Source organism: Limnobacter humi, assembly GCF_024518835.1.
In the GTDB taxonomy this organism is placed as follows: Bacteria; Pseudomonadota; Gammaproteobacteria; order Burkholderiales; family Burkholderiaceae_B; genus Limnobacter; species Limnobacter humi.
This window is the reverse complement of the sequence record NZ_JANIGO010000002.1, coordinates 514,384-539,345: the sequence shown is the minus strand read 5'-3', so window position 1 is coordinate 539,345 and position 24,962 is coordinate 514,384. Positions and strand designations below refer to the sequence as shown.

The 24,962-nt window shown below is 56.9% G+C and carries 19 protein-coding genes; 10 read left to right on the top strand and 9 right to left on the bottom strand.

The genetic code is table 11. From position 1 onward, the window contains the following. Position 1: 1 nt before the first annotated feature. From NQT62_RS07495 to NQT62_RS07470, 6 genes are read right to left on the bottom strand one after another with little or no spacing between them, the layout of a single operon-like run. Positions 2–1,369, bottom strand: a complete 1,368-nt coding sequence (locus NQT62_RS07495) for a multiheme c-type cytochrome (protein ID WP_256764054.1) — start codon at positions 1,367–1,369, stop codon at positions 2–4. Next, positions 1,366–5,274, bottom strand: coding sequence for a hypothetical protein (locus tag NQT62_RS07490; protein WP_256764053.1), 3,909 nt, complete (start codon positions 5,272–5,274; stop codon positions 1,366–1,368). Before NQT62_RS07490 ends, NQT62_RS07495 begins: the two co-directional genes overlap by 4 nt. 18 nt (positions 5,275–5,292) lie before the next feature. After that, positions 5,293–7,530, bottom strand: a complete 2,238-nt coding sequence (locus NQT62_RS07485; RefSeq protein ID WP_256764052.1) for an SH3 domain-containing protein — start codon at positions 7,528–7,530, stop codon at positions 5,293–5,295. Positions 7,531–7,541: 11 nt separating this feature from the next. Continuing rightward, complete coding sequence (locus tag NQT62_RS15560; protein ID WP_256764051.1) at positions 7,542–9,515, bottom strand: heme-binding protein; 1,974 nt, start codon at positions 9,513–9,515, stop codon at positions 7,542–7,544. Between the two features lie 7 nt (positions 9,516–9,522). Next, the gene (locus NQT62_RS07475) at positions 9,523–10,995 is read right to left on the bottom strand and encodes a cytochrome c3 family protein (protein WP_256764050.1); all 1,473 of its coding nucleotides are present in this window, start codon (positions 10,993–10,995) and stop codon (positions 9,523–9,525) included. A gap of 9 nt (positions 10,996–11,004) precedes the next feature. Continuing rightward, a complete protein-coding gene (locus NQT62_RS07470; RefSeq protein ID WP_256764048.1) occupies positions 11,005–11,820 on the bottom strand; it encodes a hypothetical protein in 816 nt (271 codons plus the stop codon). 188 nt (positions 11,821–12,008) lie between these two features. On the opposite strand from NQT62_RS07470, the gene NQT62_RS07465 reads away from it, so the two are divergent. The 9 genes from NQT62_RS07465 (at position 12,009) to yghU (ending at position 19,826) form a co-directional block, all read left to right on the top strand. Next, a complete protein-coding gene (locus NQT62_RS07465) occupies positions 12,009–13,211 on the top strand; it encodes a tetratricopeptide repeat protein (protein WP_256764047.1) in 1,203 nt (400 codons plus the stop codon). Between the two features lie 3 nt (positions 13,212–13,214). Continuing rightward, positions 13,215–14,627: an ATP-binding cassette domain-containing protein gene (locus tag NQT62_RS07460; protein ID WP_256764046.1), complete on the top strand. Its 1,413-nt coding sequence runs from the start codon at positions 13,215–13,217 to the stop codon at positions 14,625–14,627. A gap of 3 nt (positions 14,628–14,630) precedes the next feature. Next, positions 14,631–15,347 carry a heme ABC transporter permease CcmC gene (gene ccmC, locus NQT62_RS07455; protein ID WP_256764045.1) on the top strand — a complete coding sequence of 239 codons (717 nt, stop codon included), beginning with the start codon at positions 14,631–14,633 and terminating at the stop codon, positions 15,345–15,347. Then, positions 15,344–15,532: a hypothetical protein gene (locus NQT62_RS07450; protein ID WP_256764044.1), complete on the top strand. Its 189-nt coding sequence runs from the start codon at positions 15,344–15,346 to the stop codon at positions 15,530–15,532. Before ccmC ends, NQT62_RS07450 begins: the two co-directional genes overlap by 4 nt. Next, positions 15,529–15,933, top strand: a complete 405-nt coding sequence (ccmE, locus tag NQT62_RS07445) for a cytochrome c maturation protein CcmE (RefSeq protein ID WP_256764042.1) — start codon at positions 15,529–15,531, stop codon at positions 15,931–15,933. Before NQT62_RS07450 ends, ccmE begins: the two co-directional genes overlap by 4 nt. After that, the gene (locus tag NQT62_RS07440) at positions 15,930–17,924 is read left to right on the top strand and encodes a heme lyase CcmF/NrfE family subunit (protein WP_256764041.1); all 1,995 of its coding nucleotides are present in this window, start codon (positions 15,930–15,932) and stop codon (positions 17,922–17,924) included. The genes ccmE and NQT62_RS07440 overlap by 4 nt, the downstream gene beginning before the upstream one ends. Positions 17,925–17,929: 5 nt before the next feature. Next, complete coding sequence (locus NQT62_RS07435; protein ID WP_256764040.1) at positions 17,930–18,517, top strand: DsbE family thiol:disulfide interchange protein; 588 nt, start codon at positions 17,930–17,932, stop codon at positions 18,515–18,517. Beyond that, positions 18,504–18,896, top strand: a complete 393-nt coding sequence (locus NQT62_RS07430; RefSeq protein WP_256764039.1) for a cytochrome c-type biogenesis protein — start codon at positions 18,504–18,506, stop codon at positions 18,894–18,896. Before NQT62_RS07435 ends, NQT62_RS07430 begins: the two co-directional genes overlap by 14 nt. A gap of 63 nt (positions 18,897–18,959) precedes the next feature. Beyond that, positions 18,960–19,826, top strand: coding sequence for a glutathione-dependent disulfide-bond oxidoreductase (gene yghU / locus NQT62_RS07425; RefSeq protein ID WP_256764038.1), 867 nt, complete (start codon positions 18,960–18,962; stop codon positions 19,824–19,826). Positions 19,827–19,899: 73 nt separating this feature from the next. Here the strand turns inward: yghU and ettA are convergent, their stop codons facing one another. Beyond that, positions 19,900–21,561 carry an energy-dependent translational throttle protein EttA gene (gene ettA, locus NQT62_RS07420; RefSeq protein WP_256764037.1) on the bottom strand — a complete coding sequence of 554 codons (1,662 nt, stop codon included), beginning with the start codon at positions 21,559–21,561 and terminating at the stop codon, positions 19,900–19,902. Between the two features lie 33 nt (positions 21,562–21,594). Then, positions 21,595–22,737, bottom strand: a complete 1,143-nt coding sequence (locus tag NQT62_RS07415; protein WP_256764036.1) for an NAD(P)/FAD-dependent oxidoreductase — start codon at positions 22,735–22,737, stop codon at positions 21,595–21,597. Positions 22,738–22,929: 192 nt separating this feature from the next. Here NQT62_RS07415 and NQT62_RS07410 point away from each other — a divergent pair, with 192 nt between their 5' ends. Beyond that, positions 22,930–23,760: a L,D-transpeptidase Cds6 family protein gene (locus tag NQT62_RS07410; protein WP_256764035.1), complete on the top strand. Its 831-nt coding sequence runs from the start codon at positions 22,930–22,932 to the stop codon at positions 23,758–23,760. Between the two features lie 80 nt (positions 23,761–23,840). On the opposite strand, the gene NQT62_RS07405 is transcribed toward NQT62_RS07410, so the two are convergent. Next, positions 23,841–24,896 (bottom strand): saccharopine dehydrogenase family protein, encoded by a 1,056-nt coding sequence (locus NQT62_RS07405; protein WP_256764034.1) that lies wholly within the window; start codon positions 24,894–24,896, stop codon positions 23,841–23,843. Positions 24,897–24,962 lie beyond the last annotated feature (66 nt).

Genomic DNA, 24,962 nt, shown 5'->3' with positions numbered 1-24,962 from the left:
GTTATTGACCTCCCACAGACGCTTTGAGTTTGACCAACTCCTGTTGGAAGGCGGTGCGGTCATAGCTTTCATCGTTGCGTACAAAAGCCAGTAGGGCGGGCAAGCGCTGATTAACCTTGCTACCCACTGCCGAGTTACCTCGGCTTTGCAAGCCGTTGGCCACTGCTGACATCGACATATACACCTGCTCAGCCCCGGCAAAATCAGTCAAGCGCTGTTCGCCGGCGAGGTTCAGCAATTCGCGCAACACATTGTCCAGTTGGGCTGTATTGAAATTGCTGGAGGCCAACTGAGGTTGCAGGCTCTTCAAGTGAGCCTGAAGATCGCGGGCCGCTGTTTCAAATTGCGTCATGCTGGATGCGGGCGATGTCGCTGCCACATGCACCGAATTCACCTTGCTGGCCAAGGTTGGATAAAGCTCAGGCCGTGCGCCTTTCAACAAGGCCTGAAGCATGAGAAGGCTGGAATCGTTGATGCGGGCCTGGCCAGGGCTGCTGCCCAGTTTGGGTGTCCAGTCCTTTTTGCTCATGGGCGAATGGCAGGCATGGCAATCAAACACCATCAGCTCGGGCAGTATGCCTTGCCGGTTGCGTTTCGGGTCCGCCATCAGGTCGGCCAGGTTTTGTGCTGCCACCAGCTGGCCCATGGCCCAAATTTTGGCACTGTCAAAAGCGCCTTTGCGTTGGGTCCAGTCGGCGTCGATTCGGTAATGCGGTGGTTGCAAAGCCAGAAAAGTATCGGTTTCTAGGGAGATGCGCGGGTGCCCGGCACCCATGATGCGGTGGGTGATGGGCCTGCTGGCATCGCCCACATGGCAACTGCTGCAGAGTTTGGCGACGGCATAGGGTTCATTGGTGGGGTACAGGCCGTTGGCCACATTTTTGGCATGGGTGGCGTTGGGCTCCACATGCGTTTTGATCCATTGTTCGGCAGGGCCATGGCAGGCCTCGCAGTTCACGCCGTCTGTGGCATCAAACCGTGGGCCGCGTTGGGCAGCAGGCGGATTGTGGCTGTGGCAATCCAGGCAAACTTTGGATTCATGCGCTGGTTTGGGCAAGCCGAGGTTTTTGGCAATGCGGCGTGACTGCTCATTTTTCAACACCGCATAGGCTTGGGTGTGCGGGTCTTGCCGCAGCCAGGTGGTGTATTCGTTTTGCAGCACGGGCGTGGCGCTGCGCTCGTCAATGCTGCCGTGGCAGGTGCTACTGGCGCAATTTACTGTGCCCATGGATTTCAATCCGGACTGGTGCGGCATGACTTGGGCCTGCGCTGCAGACACAGTCCACACCAGACAGGTCAGCACCCACAAGGCCCATATCATCACGGATTTGAGGTCTGGCCACCGATGAAAAGTCGCGAAGGTCATCATGGTGTTGTCCTCTTGAAGGCCACGGAGTCCACTGCCGGGCGTCTGGCCAGCAAAGGCACGTATTTGTCTTTTTCAACCGTGTCGGTGACCGTCCACAGTCGACCATCCGGGCGCCGGTAAAACGCTTCCATTTCCTGGCGATTAAACGGCCGCGCACCGATTCGACCAAACACCGCAATTTGACCACCGGTTTCGTCCACGGCTCGGTCACGGTCCAGGCCCTTGGACAGCGCAATGGCTGGGCTGTGGGTTTTGCGCCAGGCAATCAGCGCGGGTTTGGGGTCGGGAGAAAAGCCGTAAAACTTGGGCTGACTCTCGGGCGAGGTCAGTTGCAACACCTTCAATCCGTTCACGCCATCGGCCACGTAAGCAAACAGGGATGCATTGGTAGAGCCCACCACCACGTCGCGTGCATCGTTCAGTTGTCCACCCGCTGTGAACAGTTGATAAAGTTTGGGTTGACGGGGCTTTTCTATGTCAATGATGGCCAAGCCCTGTGCGCCAGCCGCCACATAGGCATAGGTGCGGGCCAGGTACACACCCCGTGCATTGGCCAAGGGCACCACTGCACCTGTGTGCGCGGGTTTCTCGGGGTTGGTGATGTCAATCACCTCCAGGCCCTTTGCGGTGGTGGCCATCAAGTACCGGAATTGAACTGCGGTGTGCCGCACATCCTGCAAGGGCAGGGTGGTGATGGTGCGGGGTTTCAATGGGTCATCAATGTCCAAAAACACCAAGCCTTTGGGCGTGGCCACATAGGCATAATGGCCTGCCAGGGTGATGTGGCTGGCACCGTTGAGTATCCCTTTGTCGTTCCAAGTGGTGGCACGCTTCAAGAAATTGTTGCGGGCTTCGCCGTCGGTGAGCGTATCCACGTTCACCACAATCAAGCCTTCTTCACTGTCGGTAATGAAGGCGTAGTGGTACATCGGGTGGAAGGCTTGTTCCTGGTTGATATTGCGCATCAGGTCGCCCTGGTTGCGCTCGGGGGCAATGTTCTGGTTGGTGGGCAAGGCCATGCAGGTGGCGTTTTTGCTGGCCACATGGGTGTCTTGCCCCAGGCTGCTGAAGGGGGCGCTCACGATGCGCTGGCTGTAGCCCTTGTTGGCCACGCTGGCCGCGTCGTACACACGGAAGCCACCTTTGCCCTCGGCCACAAACACGTATTCGCCGCGCAGTTGTATGCACGAGGCTGCACCACCAGTGCTGTGGTCTTGCAGCATGGGCATTTCACCATCGGCCAATTCACGTTGATGGGCCAGGTGGCGGGCGTAATAGTCCGGGTAGGCGTATTGGTGCAAGTAGCTGCCAATCACTGCTTGTGGTTCATCCCATTCAGTCACCGTGATGGCCGAAATGTCTTGTGTTGAACCCACCCAGGCATTGAAGCCGATGAAGTTGACAAAATTGGTCCCCTGCAACAGCAGCTGAGCCATGATGGCATTGTTGTCATCGTCGCGAGACACATGGCAATCCGTGCAGGTTTTGGTTTCTTCTTTGCGTTCGGTGTGCGGGTAGTGCGGGGCAAATGCCTGCGACGAAAAACCGCTGGCAGCGATCGGCGGTTGCTGAATGTAAATGCGCTCGCGGTTGGCGTTGGTGGACGACAACACCAATGCCGAGCTGGAACGCACCGGCGCAATGCGGCTGCCTTTCACTGGACTATGTTTGCCGAGCTGGAACATGTCGTCGCGGGCCACCTGCGGGTTGTAGGTGGCATAGTTGCGGGTTTCTCCGCCCTCGTAATGCAGCCGTTCGGTTTTCCAGTTGGCCTGAATCGGCAGGTGGCAACCGGCGCAGCTGGTGGTCCAGCTAAGGTGGCAGGTAAAGCAGGTCATCTTGCTGTTGTCATGCGCAAGTTCCTTCACACCGGGGCCCCATTTTCCGTCCATGCCCTCTTCACCGGCGGCCATCAATTTGGCCCTGGCGGCTTTGGCGTTGTAATGCGGGTTATTGGGGTTGACGGTGTCTTTCACCAGGCTCATTTCCCATTCTTTGTCGGGGTCTAGCGCGGCGCGTTGGTAAAGCTTGCCATCCCGCCACTCAAACCGTTTGCGACCGTCTTGCGTGCGCAGCTTGGTGAGGTCGGTGCCGCCGGGTGGCGCAGCAGGCCCACTGGTGCGCAGGGTGGGGTATTGCGTGGCAGTGCCGTGGCAGTCGGCGCAGTCCACTTCCACGGCGGCGGCCACTTCACCATAAATGTGGCCGTTGCCGTGCATGTCTTGAGCAAAGTGGCAGTCCACGCAGTGCATGCCCAGGTCCATGTGAATGGAGCTCAAATGCACGGCTTTTTCAAATTTTTTGGGATCATCATCCGACACCGGGTTGCCTTTGGCATCCAGCAGGGTGCCTTTGCGGTTTCGCTTGAAGACCGCCCGGAAGTTCCAGCCGTGGCCATGGTAGTCGGCAAATTGGGTGTCTTTCAGTTTGCTGTTCAGGGTGGATACGTCTTTCAGGAAATCCGGGTCACTCCATTTGCCGCGCACCGATGCTTCTTCCGGGTTGCGGTCCAGAATTTCCCGCATCTCAGCGTCGCTGGGGTAGCGCTGTTTCTCCGGCCACATGTGGGGTGCATCACTTTCATAGTCCCACATGATGTAGCCGTAAAAACTGTTCACAAACACATTGGGCTGGTGCATGTGGCACACCATGCATTGCGAGCTGGGAATGGCCCGTGTGAAGCTGTGTTTCACCGGGTGCCCCGATTCATTTTTGGCAATCGTTGGATCCACGGTTTGCGTGGTGCCGGTGTTGCCCAGTTTGGCATAAGGGCCCGCATGCAGCGGGTCACGGTCGTTCGTGTACACCGTGTGGCAGGCGGTGCAGCCGGAGGACCGGTAATCACCCGGTTGTTCATTCGTGCCCAAGAACCACAGGTGCGGGTCGTTCAGGCGGGTTTTGGTGACGTTAATCAGGGGCACCGCAATGCGCTGGCCAGTGCCAGGGCCCCGGTTGGACTGTTTGATGTCGGGGCGGCCGGGCTCGTCCAGCCGCTGAATTTGGCCCAACACGTTGGGCAGGCCCACTTCCGGAAACGTGGAGTTGATGACACGCCCACCGCGTTCAAAAACCCGGAAAATATCGCCAGGTGGTGCAGTTTCCCAGGCGGGTAGGGGGGCCAGCGAGGGCAAAATACCCTTGAACTTGTGCAGTTCGTCCGAAGGTTCAATCGGGTTTTTCAGCAGGCCCGGTTGACTGTCTGCGGTGTATGACTCGCCCACGATGTAACGCTTGAACGGCAGAATGCCGTTGTTGTAGGACGCACCGCCCCAGAGCATGGCCGAGGTGCTCATCAGGCTCCTTTCTTGAGCCTGAATGATGGGCAAATGGCAAGACCCGCAGGCATCACGCGCCACGCGCAAATCACCCGGGTTGATAAAGCGAATGTACGCCGGGTGTTCCTTGTTGAGTTTTGCAAAGCTGCGTTGTGGGTTGGCGGAGGCTGGGTAGTTCCAGAATTTTTCATTGCGGGGCAATACATGAGCCTGGTCCAACGCAACCCTGTAGGCTGGGTTGTAACCGTGTTCACGGGCTGCACGGGTGTGGTCAAAGGCCAGGCTGCCCACCGGGGTTTCCGGGCCAGCCCATTTCACCGACGCATTGCCGCCATGGCAGTCGGTACAGCCCAGCACCACACCTGGGTTTTCATGCATGGTGTGTTGGTCGGTTTGGGTATGGCAGCTCATGCAGCCTTCGGACTTCAGTTGGGCCTGCGCTTCGGTTTGTCGGGCAGGTGCAGCCGGTGCCATGGTGTAGGCCCGGTTGGACAATTTTTCCGAGGATGACCAGGCTTCCTGCTCGCCAGTGAGCAGCCCCAACATGCAGGCAAGGCCCAAAGCCGCGCCCAACACCCTCAGGCGTTGGCGACTTAACAGTGGGGCAGCAGTGGCGGGTTGATGTGGCACAGGCAGTATTTCCAAACCTTAAAATGTCAACAACACGTTGAACAACAGTGAGTAAGGGCGTTTGGCGTTGTCCGCACCAAACAGGTCTTTGTAGCCATCGCCTGGAAAGAGCCGCGCAATCGAGCCATTGACCACCACGTTTTGCGTGAAGAAGGGCCGGTACTGGAATCCCACCGAGGCGTCATAACCAATGTCGCGGGAAGGCGGCCGTTGTTGACGCAACACGCCCAGCACGGTGGTGTCCTCAAACTGCAATTTGTTCAAGTTGCTAACAATTCGTAATTCCGGCAACACATCCAGGTCGGCACCAATGCCCAGCAACAGCAGGCCAGGGTTTACAAAGTTGGATTGGCCTTGTTCTTTGGAGGAACGCAAGGAGGGCAGAACGCCGTTGCGGCCCGACAAGGCCACACCGCCACCGCCCACCAACGGGATGTTTTGGCGAATCCAGAAACTGGTGTCAGCGCCCGCAAATTGCGGGTTTTCGAAAATGGCATCAAAACCCTCGGCTTTGCCATCGAAGGGGTCTTTGTCACCCGAGGCATACAAGAAGCTGCCCCGCACACGCATCCAGTCAAAGTCCCGAGACACCTCGGTGGCATGGAACCAGGCACTGATGTCCAGCTCCCGTTGGGCAATGGGATCGCGCTCTACCTTGCCTGTGGCGTAATAGGTTGAGGTGGTGATGTTGGTGCGTCCGAAATGGCCGTCGCCACTGAAGCCGAAATAGTCCACATGGTAGGCAAACGGCTTTTGGTCACCGATGGAGGCTGGTCGCACCTGAAAGCCGTTGGCATCGAAATACCGACCGTCATTTTCATGGTTGCGGTTGTGAATGTAGGACACCTGGCTGGTAAAGCCCACCACCGGGAAGTCCTGTCGATACAGGTTGGCCACCAGGAAATCATCGTCCCGCAACGGCTGGCGAATGTCATTCAAGCCACTGTTGGTGTCTTTTTCAATCCGCTTGAAATAACCCAGATTGTATTGGGTGCGGTTGTTGTCCCGGTTACCAAACAGGCGCACCCCAATGGGCAAGTCCTGAAACAGGAAGCCCCGGAAGTCGCTGATGAAGGGCTGGATTCCAACCCGCAGGCTGTCGAAGTCGTAGCGGTCTGACACGTTGCGCAGGTGGATGTCGGCAAAGGCCTCCTGGATGCCGACAAACCCTTCTTTGCGTTCGGTGCCCGATGTGGGGCTGATCTTGAGCAGACGGTCTTCTTGAACCCGAACGTCGGTGTAATTGAATACTGGCACCAGCCTGAATTCATAGTCTGGCGGCCGGAAGGTGGTGTTGCCCTTGATCAGGGACAAACTAACGATCAGGTTTTGCGCAAAAATGGACTGGTCGCCCCCACCAAAAATACTGGTTTGTCCCGGTTTGGTGGAGGTGACGGGTGGTACTGGCACCGGGAACCGACGTTCTTCATAGAGCGTGTCAGAAATCGCATTCAGGTTAAAAAACCAGTCGGGTCCCAGCACGTCCCGCAGCACTGGCAAATCGGCCTTGATCGGGTTTTGGTTGTAGGGGTCGTAAATAGGAAATTTAAAACCCAGCGACTGCATGATGCGCCAACGGTCAGGCACTGACACGGTTTCACGGGGCAGGTTGGGCTGCGGTGGCGGCACCTGCGACGGATCAATCACCGGGATGGCGATATCCCGGGGCGGAACACTTTGGGCCCGACCAGGAATGGCGCGAGGCACAGATTCCGGCACACTGCCGGCAGTGGCGGTGGTGGATGGACGCAGACTGCTGTCGGTTTGTGGGTCTAGCAACGGATTGTGTGGGAAGACCCGTGGTGCAAACAGGCCCAGGGCCATGTCGCCGTAGTCGCCTTGCGTTTGCTGAACCCAACCCACAGAGCCACCCAGCAGGCTGCCTTGAATACGAACACGGTACCAGCCGTCTTTCTCTTCGAACGCATCGACCAATTGGCCTTTGAAAAATTCACCAATGCCACGGGCACTGCTGCTGGGCTCACTGCGAACCACAATCCGTTTGGTGAACACTTGGAGCAGTGCAACCGGGCGCTCATCGCCCAGCAACTCGGCAGCATCGGGAATGCCCACGATTTGTTTGCCGACATTTTCCACACGTTGGGCCACTTGCCCCAGGGCACTGCCCACTTGGGCCATGAGCGTGGGTTGGATTTGTGCAGCAGCGTTCAATGGCGTGAAGGCCAACGCAACCAGGCTGGCGGCCAGCCTGGCCACCGGCTTTTGCGTCCATGGGGCGGCGCGCTGTTGGGTCATGTTGGAATGCATCATGAGTTTGGACACACGTTGGTGGCATTGCTGTCATTAAAAGGCGCTTGCGGGCACTGCACATACTTCAGAAATTGCCCACCTTTGCTCAAGCCATCCGCGCGACGCAGGGTGGCCGGGAAGGGACGCATATTGGCGGTGCCAGCGGCTGTTGCACCATTGATCACGCCCAGGTAACCCACCATGTCGTCTTGGTCCACGCCATCACCCGATACACCCACGGCGCCCACCAGCGTGTCGCCTTTGTAAATGGGGAACCCACCCGGGAATATCTGCATGCCATTGGCAAACCGCTTTTGGCGTGCAGCATTCACCGTCGGGTCTGCACAGGTGGTGTTCAGTGCCGGATCAAATACATTGGCTGCACGGCCCGTACCGGCTAGATTGGACAGCACCTGGTTCAAAACCACGTTGAGTTGGAAGCCCACATTGAACGGACTCCAGTTGTTGCCCGCCTCAGAAATTGCTGTGGACAACGGACCTTTGGGTTGGCTGGTGTCGCCATCCGGAAAATAGGGCCTGTGTACATTGCCCACTGCGCGGCCAGAAAACGCCACGGTGCCGTCCAATACCTGAGCTTGTTGTGCAAAAAAAGTGTTCAATGCATTCACCAGGGCATCGTTGCTGTTGTCGCCGCTGTCCAGCAGGTCTGTCAGCGCGGTGTTGCTGCTAAAGGCCAGCGCTGTCCGCGCCTTTTGAACGCTCACATCCGTGCCGAAAATCGGCGCATCCGATGAACGCACCAGCCCGAGGATGCTGCCGTCACTGTCCACCACACTCACGGTTACATCGGCTGGGGAACCGAGTGGGCGGCGAATTTGCGCCCGCGCGCGGTTGGCAATTTTCATGCCCTCGACCAAAATATTCTGAACCTCTGCCTGGGTTAGGCCGCCAGCGCCTGCAGTGGCAGGGTAGCGGGCAGTGGTGGGGTCGGCAGGGTTGGTGATCAGGTTGAAAGTATTCAAACCCGTGAATGCCGGATTGGACGTGGCCACATACCCCGATGCTCCCTGACCGTAGGCTGTGCCGGCAATGGGTGTAGACACCGATTTGTAACCGGTGATCGCCACAAAAGCACCATTGGCCAGCACCGATGCCGCACTGGCCGGTGCAGGGTCGCTGTTGGTGTATTGGAAGGTTTGACCATTGGCGGTGATTCGATTGGCGCGAATATCGGTGGGTGCACGCATCTCGGTTGGCAGTGCTGCTTGGGCAATTTGCTCTTCAATGTCTTGGTCATTGTCCAGAATATTTCGGTCTAGACCATAGGTGCCGTTGACCGCACTGCCACTGGGCGTCGCGATAATGCCGATGCCACCCACCACGCGGCCATTTTCGTAAATCGGAAAGCCCCCCGGGTCGGCGGACAAACCCAGCGGTGAGCGTTTGGGGCCGATGGTGGCATGCTGGGACAGCCACACATTCAGGTCGGAGCAGGGCAGCTGACTGAACTGCACACCATACAGTGGCCCGCTGGGTTGACCAACTTCGCCAGGCTGAAAAAATTCCTGAACAATTTGGCTGGCTGTTCGTGTGCTGAAGGCATTCCCAGACGACGACAGGTAAGCACCGGTGATGGCTTTGGAGATGGCGGCCAGGGTGCTGGGCACGACGGCCCCGTCCAGTTGGACGGTGGTTGGGTTTAGTCCGCTGGTGATGGTGGTGTTGTTGGCAGCGCCCGTCATTTGGTAAACCGCCAGCACATTGCCCACCCGGTCCACCACGGCAATCGTCGAGGTTTGGTTGCGATCCAGTGAGGCCTGAATGGCACGGCCAACAATATTGCTGACTTCTGTGTCCGACAGAAACTCAACGCCCAGAGGCGATACAAAAAAACCGCCGCCCGAGGAGCCGCCGCCTCCACCACCGCCACAGGCCAGCAAACCCATGGTTACACTCAACCCCAGGGCTGGCCATGCCCAGTTTCGGATTTTGATGGTCTTCAATGCGTTCAATCGATGTTTTAAAAACATGGGGTATTTATTCCGTGAATGTGTTGTGTGCACGAGGGCTCATGGTTTGAGCCTCTTTGGGTGGCAATGGATGCAAATGATATCCATGGCAAACACCACAATCGGATTGAACTTTGTGGGCAACGGGTTGCCGGCCCGCGTGGCATGTCTGGCAGTTCTCGATGCCGGGTATCAAGATTTGCTCGGCCTTCTTGGCGGTTTTGGCCGCGTGGCAGTTGTCACAGGACTCCAATGCATGCGCTTTGTGATCAAACTTTGCCATGGGTAACCAGGTGTGTGCAGGTGCCACTGCGGCAATGTTGTAATACGGCAAACCTTTGCCGGAGGTGTTCAGGTCCGCAGGCGCCGGGGCTTCTTTCACTGCATGGCAAACCGAACAGGCTGTTTTTTCAAACAGCTCCCGGGTTGCAAAAACCGCTTGGGCCTGTGGGTTGCCAGCCAGGTTTTGCAGGGCTGAACGCTGAGGGGTTTTTTCACCGGGGCGAGCACGAAGCGCAGCCCGTTGGTTGTTCACCTTGGCCTTTTCCTCCGGGTGCAGTGCCAGGTAACTGTAAAATTCGCTGACGGTGCTCAACACCGCACTCACCGGCCCATGGGGCACCTGCCTGTCTGGCAGCGCTGGTTCAAAGTTCAGCTTGTGGCAGCTTTGGCAGTGGTCCGCCATGTTAACGGGCTTGAAGCTGGTGCCGGTGTCGTTGGGGCGATGGCAGTCGGCGCATTGCATCACCACCTGTTTCTTGGGCCCTTCAATGCCTTTCGCGTTCAGGTGCACATCATGCGGAAACTTCAAGCCGGTGTTTTCGGTCAGCAGGGTATTTTTTTCCATTCGGATACGTCGGCGGTCACTGGTCTCTGACCCTGTGGCCACAGTAAGACGAAAGGCAGGATGACCCTGGGCGGCAAAGTCCCGAACAGCTTGAGTTTCGGTATTCGGGGCAATTTGTTCAATCTGACTGTGGCAACTGCTGCAGTCCCGCCCTACAAAATGTTTGTTCTGCTCTGCCAGGCTTTCACGGCCTTTGTGATCCCGGTGACAGGATGCGCAACGCCCTTCCTCGAAATGGCTATCAGACCTTGTTTGTTGCGTCACATGCTCACCCATGTTCTGGTGGCATTGCGTACAGGTTTCGTCCTTCACACGGGAGAAATTGCCCTGATGGCATGCACGGCAATCCTGCTCCAAATTGGCGTGTGCCGATGCCAACGGGCCTGGATTCCAAACTGCATCCAGTGCATATCGAGTTTGTTCATGGGTTTGCGAAACTCGGGTATTGGCGTTCAGCATGGCCCGGTTCTCAGGCGCGGAGGCAGCCGTTTGCACGGGCTTTGGTTCTGGCCACCAAGAGGCAGCCCAGGGCAGCACCAAAAAAGCCAGCAAGATGGGCGCAAACAGCAGCCAAGACACGACACGTTTCAGGCCCAAAGGCTTTTGAAGTGCGCGAACTTCCTGTTGAAGCGGGTGGTTGGATTGGTCGGCCATGAAACAGGGTTACCAGTAAATGAACACAGACAGCACATGGGCCAGCAATGCCGCGAGCAAACCAAACGACAGGGGCACGTGCACCGACAGCCAGAGATCCATCCAAAAACGCAGGTGATAATAACGCCGAAGTTGCTTCAATGCCCTCAAGCGCTGAACCTGGTTTCGATAGAGGTCGGCCAATTCCGGATTGGCTTGCAGCGCTTGTTGCAATTGATTAACGCAGTTGTCGGTGAGGCAAGCAGAAACGTGTCCACGCCAGGCATCGGTTCGTTGGTTGAACACACCTTGGCCGGCCGACGCCGCCACCAATGTTTGAACAGCCTGGTCGGCCTGCTTGCTCGCTTTTGCTGCTTCACGGTCCAGCTGTTCAACCAAGCTGGCCAATTCTTCCGGACTTTGACGGTTCAGAACGTCCGACATTGCTTTGGGGCCTTGAACATACAGTGTCAAACCCCAGCCCCCCGATGCAATGGTGGCCATCATGAGCACATAGGCTAGGCTGTGTACATTCCAGCCAATTTGAAAACCAGTGTGCAGCGTCGCCACCACCGTGAGTGCCAAGCCAAGGTAAATGTGTGCCGATACCCAGGCCCGAAGATTACCGGTTTCGTTGCTGTATTGGCGCTTGCGCACACCGAGCCACATGAGCCACACAATCAGCAGGGCGCCGACGGTTCCCAGGGTGTAGCCCAACCAGGTGCCGCCGTTGGCTGTGATGGCGGGTGTGTGTATCAGGTACGCAATGCCGGATATCAGGGCCAGGGCGACGGCCAGTTTGAGAAACACAAAGTGCTTGTAGTTGAACAGATTGTCCTGAATCATTGCCAAAACGCCGTGTCGTTGTCGTTATCAGAAGTAAGGCAAGTTCAGAACTGCAGGCGCTGTCCTTACAGTCCGTAATGTTACGACACCTGACACGGTGTTAGTATCCTTTTTCCCGAAAAAAGTGAGGTGAAGAATTGGATCTGGGGCTTGTTCTCCTTCTTGCAGCGCTTTTTGCAGGTGTGGCCTTGGCGCTTTACCAGATCGGTTCGCCCTTTCGAGTTCTTCAACCACCTGTTCATGCCACGGGTGAGCATTCGCCGGAATGGAATGCCCTGGTTCAGCGGCGGCAGGAAATCGAGTCTGACCCCCTGCTGGATGCCGATGCCAAGGCGGATTTGATAGCGCAGTGGCGACACATGGCCAACGATACGCGTCCCTTGCTCCAAGCATCCCCCACGCTTGCAGGCCTCCCGCCCGTGTTGATCACGGGTACACGGGCATGGGTGGTTTGCCTGTTGGTGCTCTCCCTGCTGCTGCTCTGGGGCGTCGGCGGCTTTCATTCCGATGCGCTTCGCTGGCCTGCGAAAACGCGGGATGCCATTCAGATCCAGTCGTCGACCGTGGATCGTTCCGATCAAGCCCATCCCGGTGATGGGGTCAAACTGGAAGATCGACTGGCTGGTCTGCAATCGCGTCTGAAAACCAATCCTGATGATTTGCAAGGCTGGGTGCTGTTGGCCCGTACTCAGGCATCACTGGCCCAATATCCCGAAGCGGCCGCGTCCCTGCGGCAAGCCTTGCAGCGGTCACCCTCGCATCCTGATCTGTTGGCCGACCTGGCTGACATGTTGGCCATGGCCCAAGGTCGTGTATTGACCGGCGAGCCCGAGCAGTACATTGCGCAAGCACTGAAGAGCGATCCCAAACATGAAAAAGCACTCGCCTTGGCCGCCACTGCAGCAGAGCAGTCTGGACACACCGCGCAGGCCAGCATGTACTGGAACCTGCTAAGCCAGGTTCAGCAAACGCGCTTGAAGGGTGAAGGCAACACAACATCACCGGACACACCTGCTGCTGGGCCAGCTGTTTTTAAGGTGCAGGTGGCTGTCCGCTTGTCGGCCGATGCCATTCAGCGCGCGTCGCCCAAGGCTGTGCTGTTCGTGGTGGCCAAGTGGCAGGCAGGCCCGGGCATGCCGCTTGCCGCCATTCGTGTGCCGGCGAGCCAGCTCAAAGCGGGTATTAACCAGGTCACCCTGGATGAGAACACCTTGATTCAGCCCGATGCGTTGGCCCAAGCTCAGCCCATGGGCTCGACGTCAGCGGTGTTTGTGCAGGCCCGTTTGGCCCAGCAGGGCACGCCCACCCCGGCAGATGGCGATCTGCAATCAAATTGGCAGCAAACGCCCATGGTGAATTCCTTGTTGCAGCTTGAACTGGAGCAGCCTTAAGCCATGGTCATGACCCAACCGTCACGCCCGGTACATCAGCCCAACTGCCAGTGGTTACCCTCTGGGCAGTTGCAGGTTAAATGGCCGGTGCTGCAGGCTGGCGGTGTGGAGTTGGCCCGGAATATTGAAATGACACTGCCGGCCGGTGAGCTTTGCCAGGTACGCGGCAGCAATGGCTGTGGCAAATCAACGTTTCTCAAAGGTCTGGCCAATGCACTGAACCAGATGGCACCGGGGCAGGCGCTGCTGCTGAACACCACCATGGGTTTTCGTGGTGAGCTGACGGTGCTTCAGCAATTGGCTCTTCATGCCAGCTGGCTGGGCTCATCTGATGCGCCTGAACCCAAGTTGTCACTGGGTTCATTGGACGGTGTTCTTGAACAACTGGGTTTGATGGATTGGCGTTACGAATATGTCGCGACCCTGTCTTCTGGTCAAACGGCCCGGCTGGGGTTGGGCGTGTTGTTATTGTCACCAGCCCGCGTTTGGCTGTTGGATGAGCCCCTCAACACCCTTGACCATGCGGGGCAACAATTGCTGGATGGCCTGATCAAACGCCACTTGGCCCAAGGCGGCAGCGTGCTGATGGCTTCCCATCATCCTTGGCCGCCCATGGCCGGTGGGTCAGCCTGTGTCCGCGTGACCTGGCAGTTTTCTGGCAGTTGTCTGCAAAAAAGTGAGGAGCCAAGCCTGTTCAACCCTCACTTGGTCAGCCCTGTTGCCTGGGCAAGCAGACCCGCTCGTGCACTGGGTTGGGCCCGAGCACTGGGGTTGAGCATTCAGCGTGATCGCTGGTTGTTGGGCAGCAGCTTGCAAACAGTGGCCTGGAGTGCCCTGTTTTTTTGGATCGTGCTCAGCCTGTGCGGTTTTGCCCTGCATCGCACCGAGCTGCAAGCTGCTCGAACCCTGGCCTGGGTCAGTCTGCTGTTGGCCGTGTTGCTCACCGTGAAGGATTGGTTCGCTGAAGATCATCGGATCGGATGGCTACAATTGTTGCTCCATGCATCACCGGGTAGCTTGGGCGCGTACTGGTTGGGGCGTTGCCTGTTGCAGCTCTTGCAGCATGTGGCTGTTTTATTGCCGGTCGCTGGTTTGCTGGTGGTTCAATTTCAATTCACGGGTAGCCAGGCTTTGCAATTTCTATGGGCGGGTGCCAGCGGGGTTCTGGCCATGGTGCCTTTGCTGGGTTTGCTGAGCTTGCTGGTGTTACTGACCCGCGGTGGTACCGCGCTGTTGCTGGTGCTGGGTCTGCCTTTGCTTTTGCCTGTGTTGGTGTTTGGTCTGGAAGCGACCCAGGCCGCCAGCGTGGGCCGCTCGGCATTGGCACCCTTGATGGTGTTGTGGGGTTTGGGCAGTTTGGGTTTTTTGCTGGGTGTGCCTGTTGCGCGCCGGCTCTGTGTTCTTGTTCAGGAGTAGGGTATGTGGTTGAGCTGGGCCTCGCCGCCCAAGTTTCTGGAAGCCACTCGCAGGCTTTGGAAAGTGCTGGGCATGTTGGGTTGGGTGCTGATGCTGGCGGGTCTCTACCTGGGTTTGGCCATCGCTCCAGTGGATGCGCAACAGGGTGAAGTCTATCGCGTGTTGTATGTGCACGTGCCGGCAGCCTGGATGTCGATGTTTCTGTACCTCGTGGCCTGTCTGTACGCGGGCATGAACTGGGTGTATCGCGGCCCGGTCTCCGCCGTCATGATGCGCGCCCTGTTACCCACTGGCGCGTGGATGACAGCACTGGCCTTGGTCACCGGTTCGTTGTGGGGCAAACCCACCTGGGGCACCTACTGGGTATGGGATGCGCGCATGACCTCCGAACTGCTGCTGTTGTTTATTTACCTGGGTTTAATGGCACTGTCGCAACTCAGTGCGGATGCTTCCAAGTCCGATCGTGTATTGGCCATCGGCCTGTTGATTGGCGCTGTCAACATTCCGCTCATTTACGGCTCTGTGGTGTTTTGGAACACGCTGCACCAAGGCTACAGCGTGTCTCTGTCGGGCAGCCGTTTGCACCCGGACATTGCCCAGGCACTGGTATTGTGTGTATTGGGGTTCTGGCTGTGTTGTGCCAGCACGGTGTTGAACCGTGCCCGTCAAGCCTTGTTGGCCAGACGGGCGATGAAACTTTTGAGGAGCATGGGCCCATGACATCCATCTGGCTCACCATCTTGACCTGCACTGCGTTGGGTGTGGGCATCGTTGCACTGGACGCCTGGCTCGCCCACCGGTCTGGCCACGTACAGGCCCATGAACAGGCTCGCCGGGATGCACGACAGCGGCGCATGAAAAGCGCTGAAGGGGCCGATTCAACATCGGGACAGGGCACACCATGACGCTTCGTGGACAACGTGTGTTGTGGTTGTTGGCTGTGTTGGTCGTGGCGGCCGGCTTTGCATTTGCCTTGCTGAAGGTGTTTAACGACAACCTGGTTTTTTTCTACACACCCAGCCAGATCCTGTCTGGCGAAACCCCCGTTGGCCAGGGCAGCTATCGCTTGGGTGGGCTGGTCGAGAAGGGGTCTGTTCAGCGTGAACCGCACAGCCTGAAGGTTCGTTTTGTGGTGTCAGACCAGCACCAACAAGTGCCGGTGCAATACACCGGTATCTTGCCTGACCTGTTCAAGGAGGGTACCGGCGTGGTGGCCGACGGCCATTGGGACGGACAGGTGTTTACTGCCAGTGAAGTACTGGCCAAGCATGACGAAAACTATTCACCCCCTGGAATGCCCAAATGATTGCAACCCTGGCCCAGTGGGCCTTGTCCTTGGCTTTGTTGTTGTGTGTGAGCGGCGCTTGTTCTGGACTGGCCGCCTTGCGGGGGGTGCGTGGCCATGCAGTTGCTCAGCCGGTGTTGCTGGGAACGCAGCGGCATGTTGCAGGTATTTTCAGCCTGGTGGTGGTGGCTTTTGCCGGGTTGCTCGCCAGCTTCATGTTGAGCGATTTTTCAGTGCGAAATGTGGCCGAGAATTCCAATCTCAGCCTGCCCCTTTTCTACAAAGTGGCCGCCAGCTGGGGTTCGCATGAAGGCTCATTTTTGTTGTGGATCCTGATGTTCACGGGATGGATGCAGGCGGTGTCCTGGTCCCGGTTTGATGTGTCTGCCAGCTTCAAGGCCCGGGTGCTGTGCATTCTACAACTGGTGCTTAGTGGCTTCTTGCTGTATTTGTTGTTAGCGTCCAACCCCTTTGAGCACCTCAGTCCAGCGCCGCTGGATGGACGTGACTTAAACCCCCTGTTGCAAGACGTCATCATGGTCATCCACCCACCCATGCTGTACATGGGGTATGTGGGGTTTGCAGTGTCGTTCGCATTTGCCATGGCTGGACTTCTGGAAGGCCGGTTTGACATGAGCTGGGCCCGCTGGAGCCGCCCTTGGGCCAACACTGCCTGGGCATTTCTCACAGTGGGAATTGCGCTGGGCAGTTGGTGGGCCTACCGTGAGTTGGGCTGGGGTGGTTGGTGGTTTTGGGACCCGGTTGAAAATGCCTCCCTCATGCCGTGGTTGGCAGGTACCGCGCTTATCCATTCCCTGGCCGTGAGTGAAAAACGCGGTGCACTGAAAAGCTGGACCGTGCTGTTGGCCTTGACCACGTTTGCGTTGTCGTTGCTGGGTACATTTTTGGTCCGCTCCGGTGTGCTCACCTCCGTTCATGCGTTCGCAACCGACCCGAAACGGGGCATTTTCATCTTGGTGATTCTGTTGTTGGTGGTCGGTGGCTCCTACCTGCTGTACGCCCTGCGTGCAGGCCAAGTGGGGCAGGGTGGCACCTTCAAGGCAAGCGGCCGTGAAGCGCTGCTGTTGTCCAACAATGTGCTGATGAGTGCAGCATTGGTCACCGTCATGTTGGGCACGTTATACCCCTTGGTGGTCGAAGTGCTGAATGGCCGAAAAATGTCGGTGGGTCAACCCTATTTTGAGGCCTTGTTCGTGCCACTTCTGTTGCCTGCGGTCTTGTTGATGGCCTTGGGGCCCGACAGCCGTTGGCGGGAAACGCCTCTGGCACGTTACGTTAAACCAGGGGCGTTGGCCATGGTGCTCTCCTTGGTGGCGTTGGGGCTGGCTTGGTTAAATAGCGGGCACTTCAGCGCCCTGTGGGCCCTGGGTGTGGTGTCGGCAGCTTTTTTGGCGTTGAGTACCTTGGCCCATGCGCAGCGGGCTCAACACCAACTCCAACAGCAACGCCCCGAAACCGGATGGCTCTACCGGGCTCAACGCCTGAGCCCGTCTTACTGGGCCATGGTGCTGGCACACTTGGGGGTCGCAGTGTTTGTACTGGGGGTGTCCTCGGTCAAAACATTCGAATTGGAAAAAGACTTGGTCATGAAGCCAGGTCAAACCGAGGAAATCGGTCCTTGGAGGCTCACATTCATCGGTGTCGATTCCGTGCAGCGGGTAAACCATGTGGCGGCACTGGGTGTGTTTGAGCTCACGCGCGGTGCCGGCAATGTGATTTACCTGATGGAGCCTGAAAAGCGTCGTTACCAGTCGTCGTCCAACGTCATGACCGAAGCAGCGATTCACACCGACTGGTTTTCGGATGTGTACATCAGCCTCGGGGAGGCTGTTCAAGGCGGCAACAATGCTGGCGCAACGCAAAGCTGGGGAGTGCGTGTGTATTACAAGCCACTCATCAACCTCATTTGGTGGGGCTGCGCACTCATGGCTCTGGGTGGTTTTATCACGGTGATGGACCGTCGTTACCGCGGAAAAGGCCAGGGGATTTAAGCGGTATGAACATATCCAAACCGTCGTTGCTGCGCTTGTTATTGCCCCTGCTGGTGCTGTTGTTGCTGGGTGTTTTTTTGCTCAAAGGTTTGTGGCTGGACCCCAAGAAGCTGCCGTCCGCCCTGATCGGCAAATCCATCCCGCAAGCGACCTTGCCTGTGTTGGCCTTGCAAGGGCCAGAGGCCCGGCTGGTACACATTGCGGACCTACACACCCTGCAAGTCATTGATGCGCTCAAAGGCCAACCCTGGGTATTGAATGTGTTTGCTTCCTGGTGCCAGGCCTGTTTGGTTGAACACCCCCACTGGCTGGACATTGCCAGGGATAAACACATCCGGCTGGTTGGACTGGCCTACAAGGACCAACTGGACGATACCCGCCAATGGCTGGCTCAACATGGCAACCCGTATGACCTTGTTTTGATTGATCAAACGGGTGATTTTGGTATCGAGCTGGGTGTGTACGGTGTGCCGGAAACTTTTTTGATGAGCAGCAACAATGTGGTGTTGCACAAGCAGGTGGGGCCCATCGCACCGGATTATGTGCAAACGGTGGTGATGCCCACCCTGGAGGCAACGCATGAATCCCAATGATTTAAGCCCTGCCGAACAAGCAGTCTATCGGGATGTGGCCAGCGAGTTGCGTTGCCTGGTGTGCCAAAATCAGTCACTCGCCGACTCCCATGCGTCCCTGGCCATCGACCTGAAAGAGAAAATTGCCGAGCAAGTGCATGCCGGAAAAAGCCAAGCGGAGATCAAGCAATACATGCAGGACCGCTATGGCGAGTTTGTGTTGTACAAACCAGCCTACACACCGGGTAACGCCGTGTTGTGGGGTGGGCCGTTTGTTGTGCTGTTGCTGGCGGTTCTTCTGGCGCGCAGGGTCATGAAGCCCAGGCAGGAAGCCCCCCCAACCATGCTGACCATGGATGATCCGGATTGGGCTGAGCGTCAATACCAAGACCGCCCTTGATCAAATCCGAAGTACACTCAATCGGTCAAGTTTGTTGTTAACGCAGAATTCAGGAGTATCCCGATGAGTGACGCTACCTACACCCCACCGAAAGTCTGGACCTGGGACAAAGCCAGCGGCGGTCAGTTTGCCAACATCAACCGACCGATTGCCGGGCCCACGCATGACAAGGAATTGCCTGTCGGCAAGCACCCCTTGCAGCTGTATTCACTGGCCACGCCCAATGGTGTGAAAGTGACGGTGATGCTGGAGGAGTTGTTGGCCCGTGGGCATGCCAGTGCCGAATATGATGCCCACCTCATCAAGATCAACGAAGGCATGCAATTCAGCTCCGGATTTGTGGATATCAACCCCAATTCCAAAATTCCAGCCCTGCTGGACCGCAGTACCAGCCCCGGCACACGGGTGTTCGAGTCAGGTTCCATCCTGTTGTATTTGGCCGAGAAGTTTGGTGAATTCCTGCCCCAAGACCCCGCCAAACGCACCGAGACCTTGAATTGGCTGTTTTGGCAGATGGGCAGTGCTGCCTTCGTGGGCGGTGGCTTTGGGCATTTCTATGTATACGCACCAGAGAAGTACGAATACCCCATCAACCGCTACACCATGGAACTGAAGCGCCAGCTGGATGTCTTGGACCGTCAGTTGGCCAAAAACCGTTTTGTAGCTGGTGATGAATACACCATTGCCGACATGGCCTGTTGGCCCTGGTATGGCGGCATTGTGGTGGGAGCGGTGTACAACGCAGCGGAGTTTTTGGAAGCCCACACTTACACCAACGTACTGCGCTGGACCCATGAATTGGCGGAGCGACCAGCAGTCAAGCGTGGCCGCATGGTGAACCGCGCCTGGGGTAAACCGGAAGAGCAGTTGTTTGAACGGCACGATGCCAGCGACTTCGACCTGAAAACCCAGGACAAGCTCAATCCTTGAGCCTGATTTTCAATCACACTGATCAATAAAAAAGGGCTTCGTGATGAAGCCCTTCGTTTACCTCGATACCCATTTACTTGAGGGGTTTGTACCGAACCCGCTTGGGTCGGGCGCCTTCTTCACCCAGGCGTTTGACCTTGTCGGCCTCATATTCCTGGAAGTTTCCATCGAAGAACACCCACTGTGAGTCGCCTTCGCAAGCCAGAATGTGTGTCGCAATGCGGTCGAGGAACCAGCGGTCGTGTGAGGTCACCAGCACGGTGCCCGCAAATTCCAGCAGTGCATCTTCCAGGGCACGCAGGGTTTCCACATCCAGGTCGTTGGACGGCTCGTCCAGCATCAGCACATTGCCGCCAGAAATCAACGTTTTGGCCAGGTGCAAGCGGCCGCGTTCACCCCCCGACAAGTTGCCGATGATCTTCTGCTGGTCGCCACCCTTGAAGTTGAAGCGGCCCAGGTAGGCGCGGGAGGGCATTTCAAACTTGCCCACGGTCAGAATGTCTGAACCTTCGGCAACTCCCTCAAACACGGTTTTGTCATTGGGCAGCGAATCGCGGGCCTGGTCTACCATGGCCAGCTTGACTGTGGGGCCAATTTTTACGGTGCCGCTGGTGGGTTGCTCCTTGCCGGCGATCATTTTGAACAAGGTGGATTTACCCGCACCGTTGGGGCCGATCACCCCCACAATGGCGCCGGGTGGAATTTTGAAGCTGAGGTTGTCAATCAGCAAACGGTCACCAAAAGCCTTGCTGACATTTTCAAACTCAATCACCTCATTGCCCAGGCGTTCAGCCACGGGAATGAAAATTTCCTGGGTCTCGTTGCGCTTTTGGTATTCGTGGCTGGACAATTCTTCAAAGCGGGCAATACGTGCCTTGGATTTGGCCTGCCGCCCCTTGGGGTTTTGGCGAACCCACTCCAGTTCTTTCTTCAGGGCTTTTTGGCGTGCGCTTTCCGAGGCCTCTTCCTGTTTCAGACGGTCTTCCTTTTGTTCCAGCCAACTGCTGTAGTTGCCCTTCCAGGGAATGCCGTGGCCACGGTCCAATTCCAGAATCCACTCGGCCGCATTGTCCAGAAAGTAGCGGTCGTGAGTAACAGCCACCACGGTGCCCGGGAATTTGTGCAGGAACTGCTCCAGCCAGTGAACCGATTCTGCATCCAGGTGGTTGGTGGGTTCGTCCAGCAGCAGCATGTCGGGTTTGCTCATCAGCAAGCGGCACAGGGCCACGCGGCGCTTTTCACCGCCAGACAAATTGCCAACAATGGCTTCCCAAGCAGGCAGGCGAAGCGAGTCAGCCGCAATTTCCATCAGGTGTTCTACATCATTGCCTGCCGCAGCAATCACGGCTTCCCATTTGGCCTGCTCTTCAGCCAGTTTGTCGAAGTCCGCTTCGGGGTCGGCATAGGCTGCGTAGATTTCTTCCAGCTTTTGCTGAGCCACGCCCAAATCACCCAAGCCTTCTTCAACCGCTTGGCGCACGGTGTGCTCCGGGTTGAGTTCAGGTTCCTGGCTCAAGTAGCCAATGTTCAGGTTGGGCATGGGCACGGCTTCGCCTTCAATGTCCTTGTCCACCCCAGCCATGATTTTCAGCAGGGTTGATTTTCCGGAGCCGTTCAAACCCAACACGCCAATTTTGGCGCCCGGAAAAAAGCTCAGCGAAATGTCTTTCAAAATTTGGCGTTTGGGAGGAACAATTTTCCCCACGCGGTTCATGCTAAAAACGTATTGGGCCATGGCCAGTCCGTGTAAAAAGGGTTGTGCAGGAGTTTAATGCAAGGCGGGCAACTGGGGTGCCAATGCTTGCCTCTCTTTGGTGGCCTCACCCAGCAGGGCCATGCCCAGCAGGGCACCATCGGCGCCTTTAAATAGTGCTTTCACACCGTTGTCATCCGCAGTAATTTCCCAGGCGCCCACATGTTCGGGCAGGGGTGGATTGACCACCGTGGGGCAGTCGGGTGTTTTAATCACCACCGGCATGGCCGGGAACTTGATCTCGGTGGGGTTACCCGCCAAGGTTTGCGCCATGGCTCGGGCCGCTTGCATGACCGGCATGATGTACGGCAATACAAATTTGCCGAGGTATTCTGCACAGTCACCCAACGCAAAAATGTCCGGGTGGCTGGTTTGCCCCAAACCATTCACCACCACGCCGCGGTTCACGTTTAAGCCCGAGGCTTTGGCCAAACCCGTGCGGGGCACAAGCCCTACGGCTGACAACACCAATTGCGCTGTCGTGGTCTCCCCGGTTGAGTCCGTGATGACGTACCCATCGCCTGTTTTTTCAATGCGGTTTACGCTTCGTCCCAGTTTCCAGCTCACACCCTGTGCCTGCAACTTGTTCAGCAGAAATGCACTGCCCTCCGGCGGCAGCAGGCGGGGCAGGGGGCGGTCTGCCAAGTCAAACACGGTGGTGTGTACATTCGCTTTCAGCAAATCGTTGGCGAATTCGCAGCCAATCAATCCGGCACCCAACACCGCCACTTCAGTTTTACCCTCCAGCAGACGACGAAACGCGGCATAGTCAGTCAGGTCATTCACGCTGACCACATCGGCAGCGCCACTGCCTTCCAAAGGCAATTTGATGGTGTCGGCACCCAAGCCCAACACCAGCTTGTCGAAATTGAAATTCCCGACGGCGGTCCGCACGGTTTTGTTGTGAATATCCAAGGCGCTGACCGAGGTATGGGCCACCAGCTCCACTTTTTGTTGTTCGGCCAGCTTGGCGGCGGGCGTCATCACCAGGCTTTCCGCGGTTTTATTGCTGGCCAATGCGTTGGACAACATTGGTTTGGAGTAAAAATCGCCACTGTCTGCCGTGATGACCCGAATGTTCATGTCGGGTGACGCTTTTCGCAATTCGCGCACCAGGGTCCATGCGGCCACGCCGCTGCCAATGATGGTGGTGTTCATGGGGGTGAAATCCTTCTAGAGTTTCTGCAGGTCGGCCTTGTACCAGAGCGCTGTCGTGCACTTACAGAAATCAATGTGATTCGCTAAGATGCACGCTGTAGTGCTGTTTTCCGCGTTACTTTCGCGTAAAGCCGTGTACATTCCGATATTATCGGATGACTTAAACACAATACACATCAAAGGGAGACAACTTTGAGCACATTTGATCACCTCCGCGCTTCTCGTTTGCTGTCCACGCTTGGTTTGGTTTTGTCCGTCACCACCTTGGCGGCTTGTGGTTCGATCAAATCACTCAAGGATGTGCCCGAGTATCTGGATTCCGAATTTGAAAATGTGGGGCCCCGTGATTTCATCACCAAAGTGGACCTTGCCCGCATCAAGCTGGGCATGAGCCCGCTGCAAGTGAAAAATAAAATTGGTGCGCCCATGCTGAGCAATACGGAAGACCAGTCCCGCTGGGATTACGTGGTGAAGCAAGGGGAAGGTGCTGGCGATGAATACGTGCCCTATGGCGTGTATTTCAAAGATGACAAAGTCGTTCGCGTTGCTGCCTTGGAAAGACCACCCGCAAGCACGGTCAAGGCCGATGCAGCCGCTGCGCCTGCGGCTGCACCCGCTGAAGCAGTTCCAGCGGCTGACTTGCTGGCATCCGACCCAGCGCCTGCGGCCGGTGCCGATGTGGGTGATGGTGCTGCCATTGCCGACATGTTGAGCAATTGGGCTGCAGCTTGGTCATCCAAGGATGTGGCCGGTTACATGGGCTTTTATGCCGATTCTTTTAAACCCAGCAAAATGACTCGATCGGCCTGGGAAAAGCAACGCAAGCAGCGCCTGTCCACGCCCGAAACCATCAGCGTTACCCTGTCGGATATCCAGGTGAAAATGGCTTCGGACAGCATGGCAACCGTCAGCTTCAAGCAGGAATATGTGTCCAACAAATTCAAGGATGTGGGCCACAAAACCCTGAAATTGACCAAAGCCTCCGGTGGATGGAAAATTGAACGGGAAGAGTTCAGCAAGTAATTGAACAAGCCCTGACAAAAAAGCCCGTGCTGCATGGCACGGGCTTTTTTATTGATTGACCAATCAGAGCCGTTGGTTAATCACACATCCGAAATCTGGATTTTCCCTGAGCCATCCAGACGCTCCACAAAGTCACTGCCCATGAGTTTGGACGGTGTATACGCGCCACCGGGAATGTTTTTCTCCATCAAGATGTAACTGGCCACAGCCAATGAACCGGTGATGGTCAGGCTGTAGCCGTTGGCTGTCTTCACGCGGGCGACGACTGTTTGTCCAGCTTCATTGCGGGCCTCACCCCACACGTAGGCCGGCATCTTTCCCCGCTGCTCCTCGTTGGGGCCTTCTACTTTTCCAGCCTGGCTTTTGAGGATGCCTTGGACCAAGCCCAAACCCAGAATCGGACGCGCCAGATTGGCCGCACGCATCATGCGAACAGACTTCGCTGAGGAGGGAATATAAACTTCCACATTCCGAATACCGGTGCTGTGAAAGGCGGTGGATACGTCGCCCCAAGGAATGGTGACCGCAAATTTGGTGCCGTTTCCAAAATTGATGTCGCGGGTTTTGTACCCCAGGCCCACAGCTTTGATTTCACCATCTGCACGAATTCGTCCGCCCAATTTCATGGCTTCCACTGTGGTTTTAGCCGTGCCAGAGGACAATCCGCTGCGGGAGTCGAAACCCAGGGTCAGGTGGGTGGCGTCGGGCAAGGTTTCCTTCAGGCGTGCCGCCACGCAATCGGTGGGAATCACATCAAAGCCCACGCCTGGGCACAACACAATTTTTGCTTTGCGTGCCTTGGAGCTCAAGCTTTGGGCCAGTTCAAATACGGAAATTTCCCCCGTGATGTCCAGGTAATGCGTTTTATTCTGGATACAGGCAAACATCATGGGTTCAGCGGTTTGAGAAAACGGACCCGCACAGTTCAGCACCAGGTCAACATCCTGCAACCCCTCGAACAACGCTGATTCATCTTGCAAGCCAAAGCTTCGGCTGGGTAAGTTCAATTCAGCTGCCAGGGCTTCAACGGTTGCAGCGTTCCGACCCGCCAGAATGGGGCGCAGGCCGCGTTTGGCCGCCTCTCGAGCGATCAGTTCTCCGGTGTACCCATTGGCACCGTAAATCATCCAGGGCATTTCGTCTCCTAAAGCGAAAATCGCCCCAGTGGCCCCAGGGCGATTCAATGCGTATTGGTCAGTGGA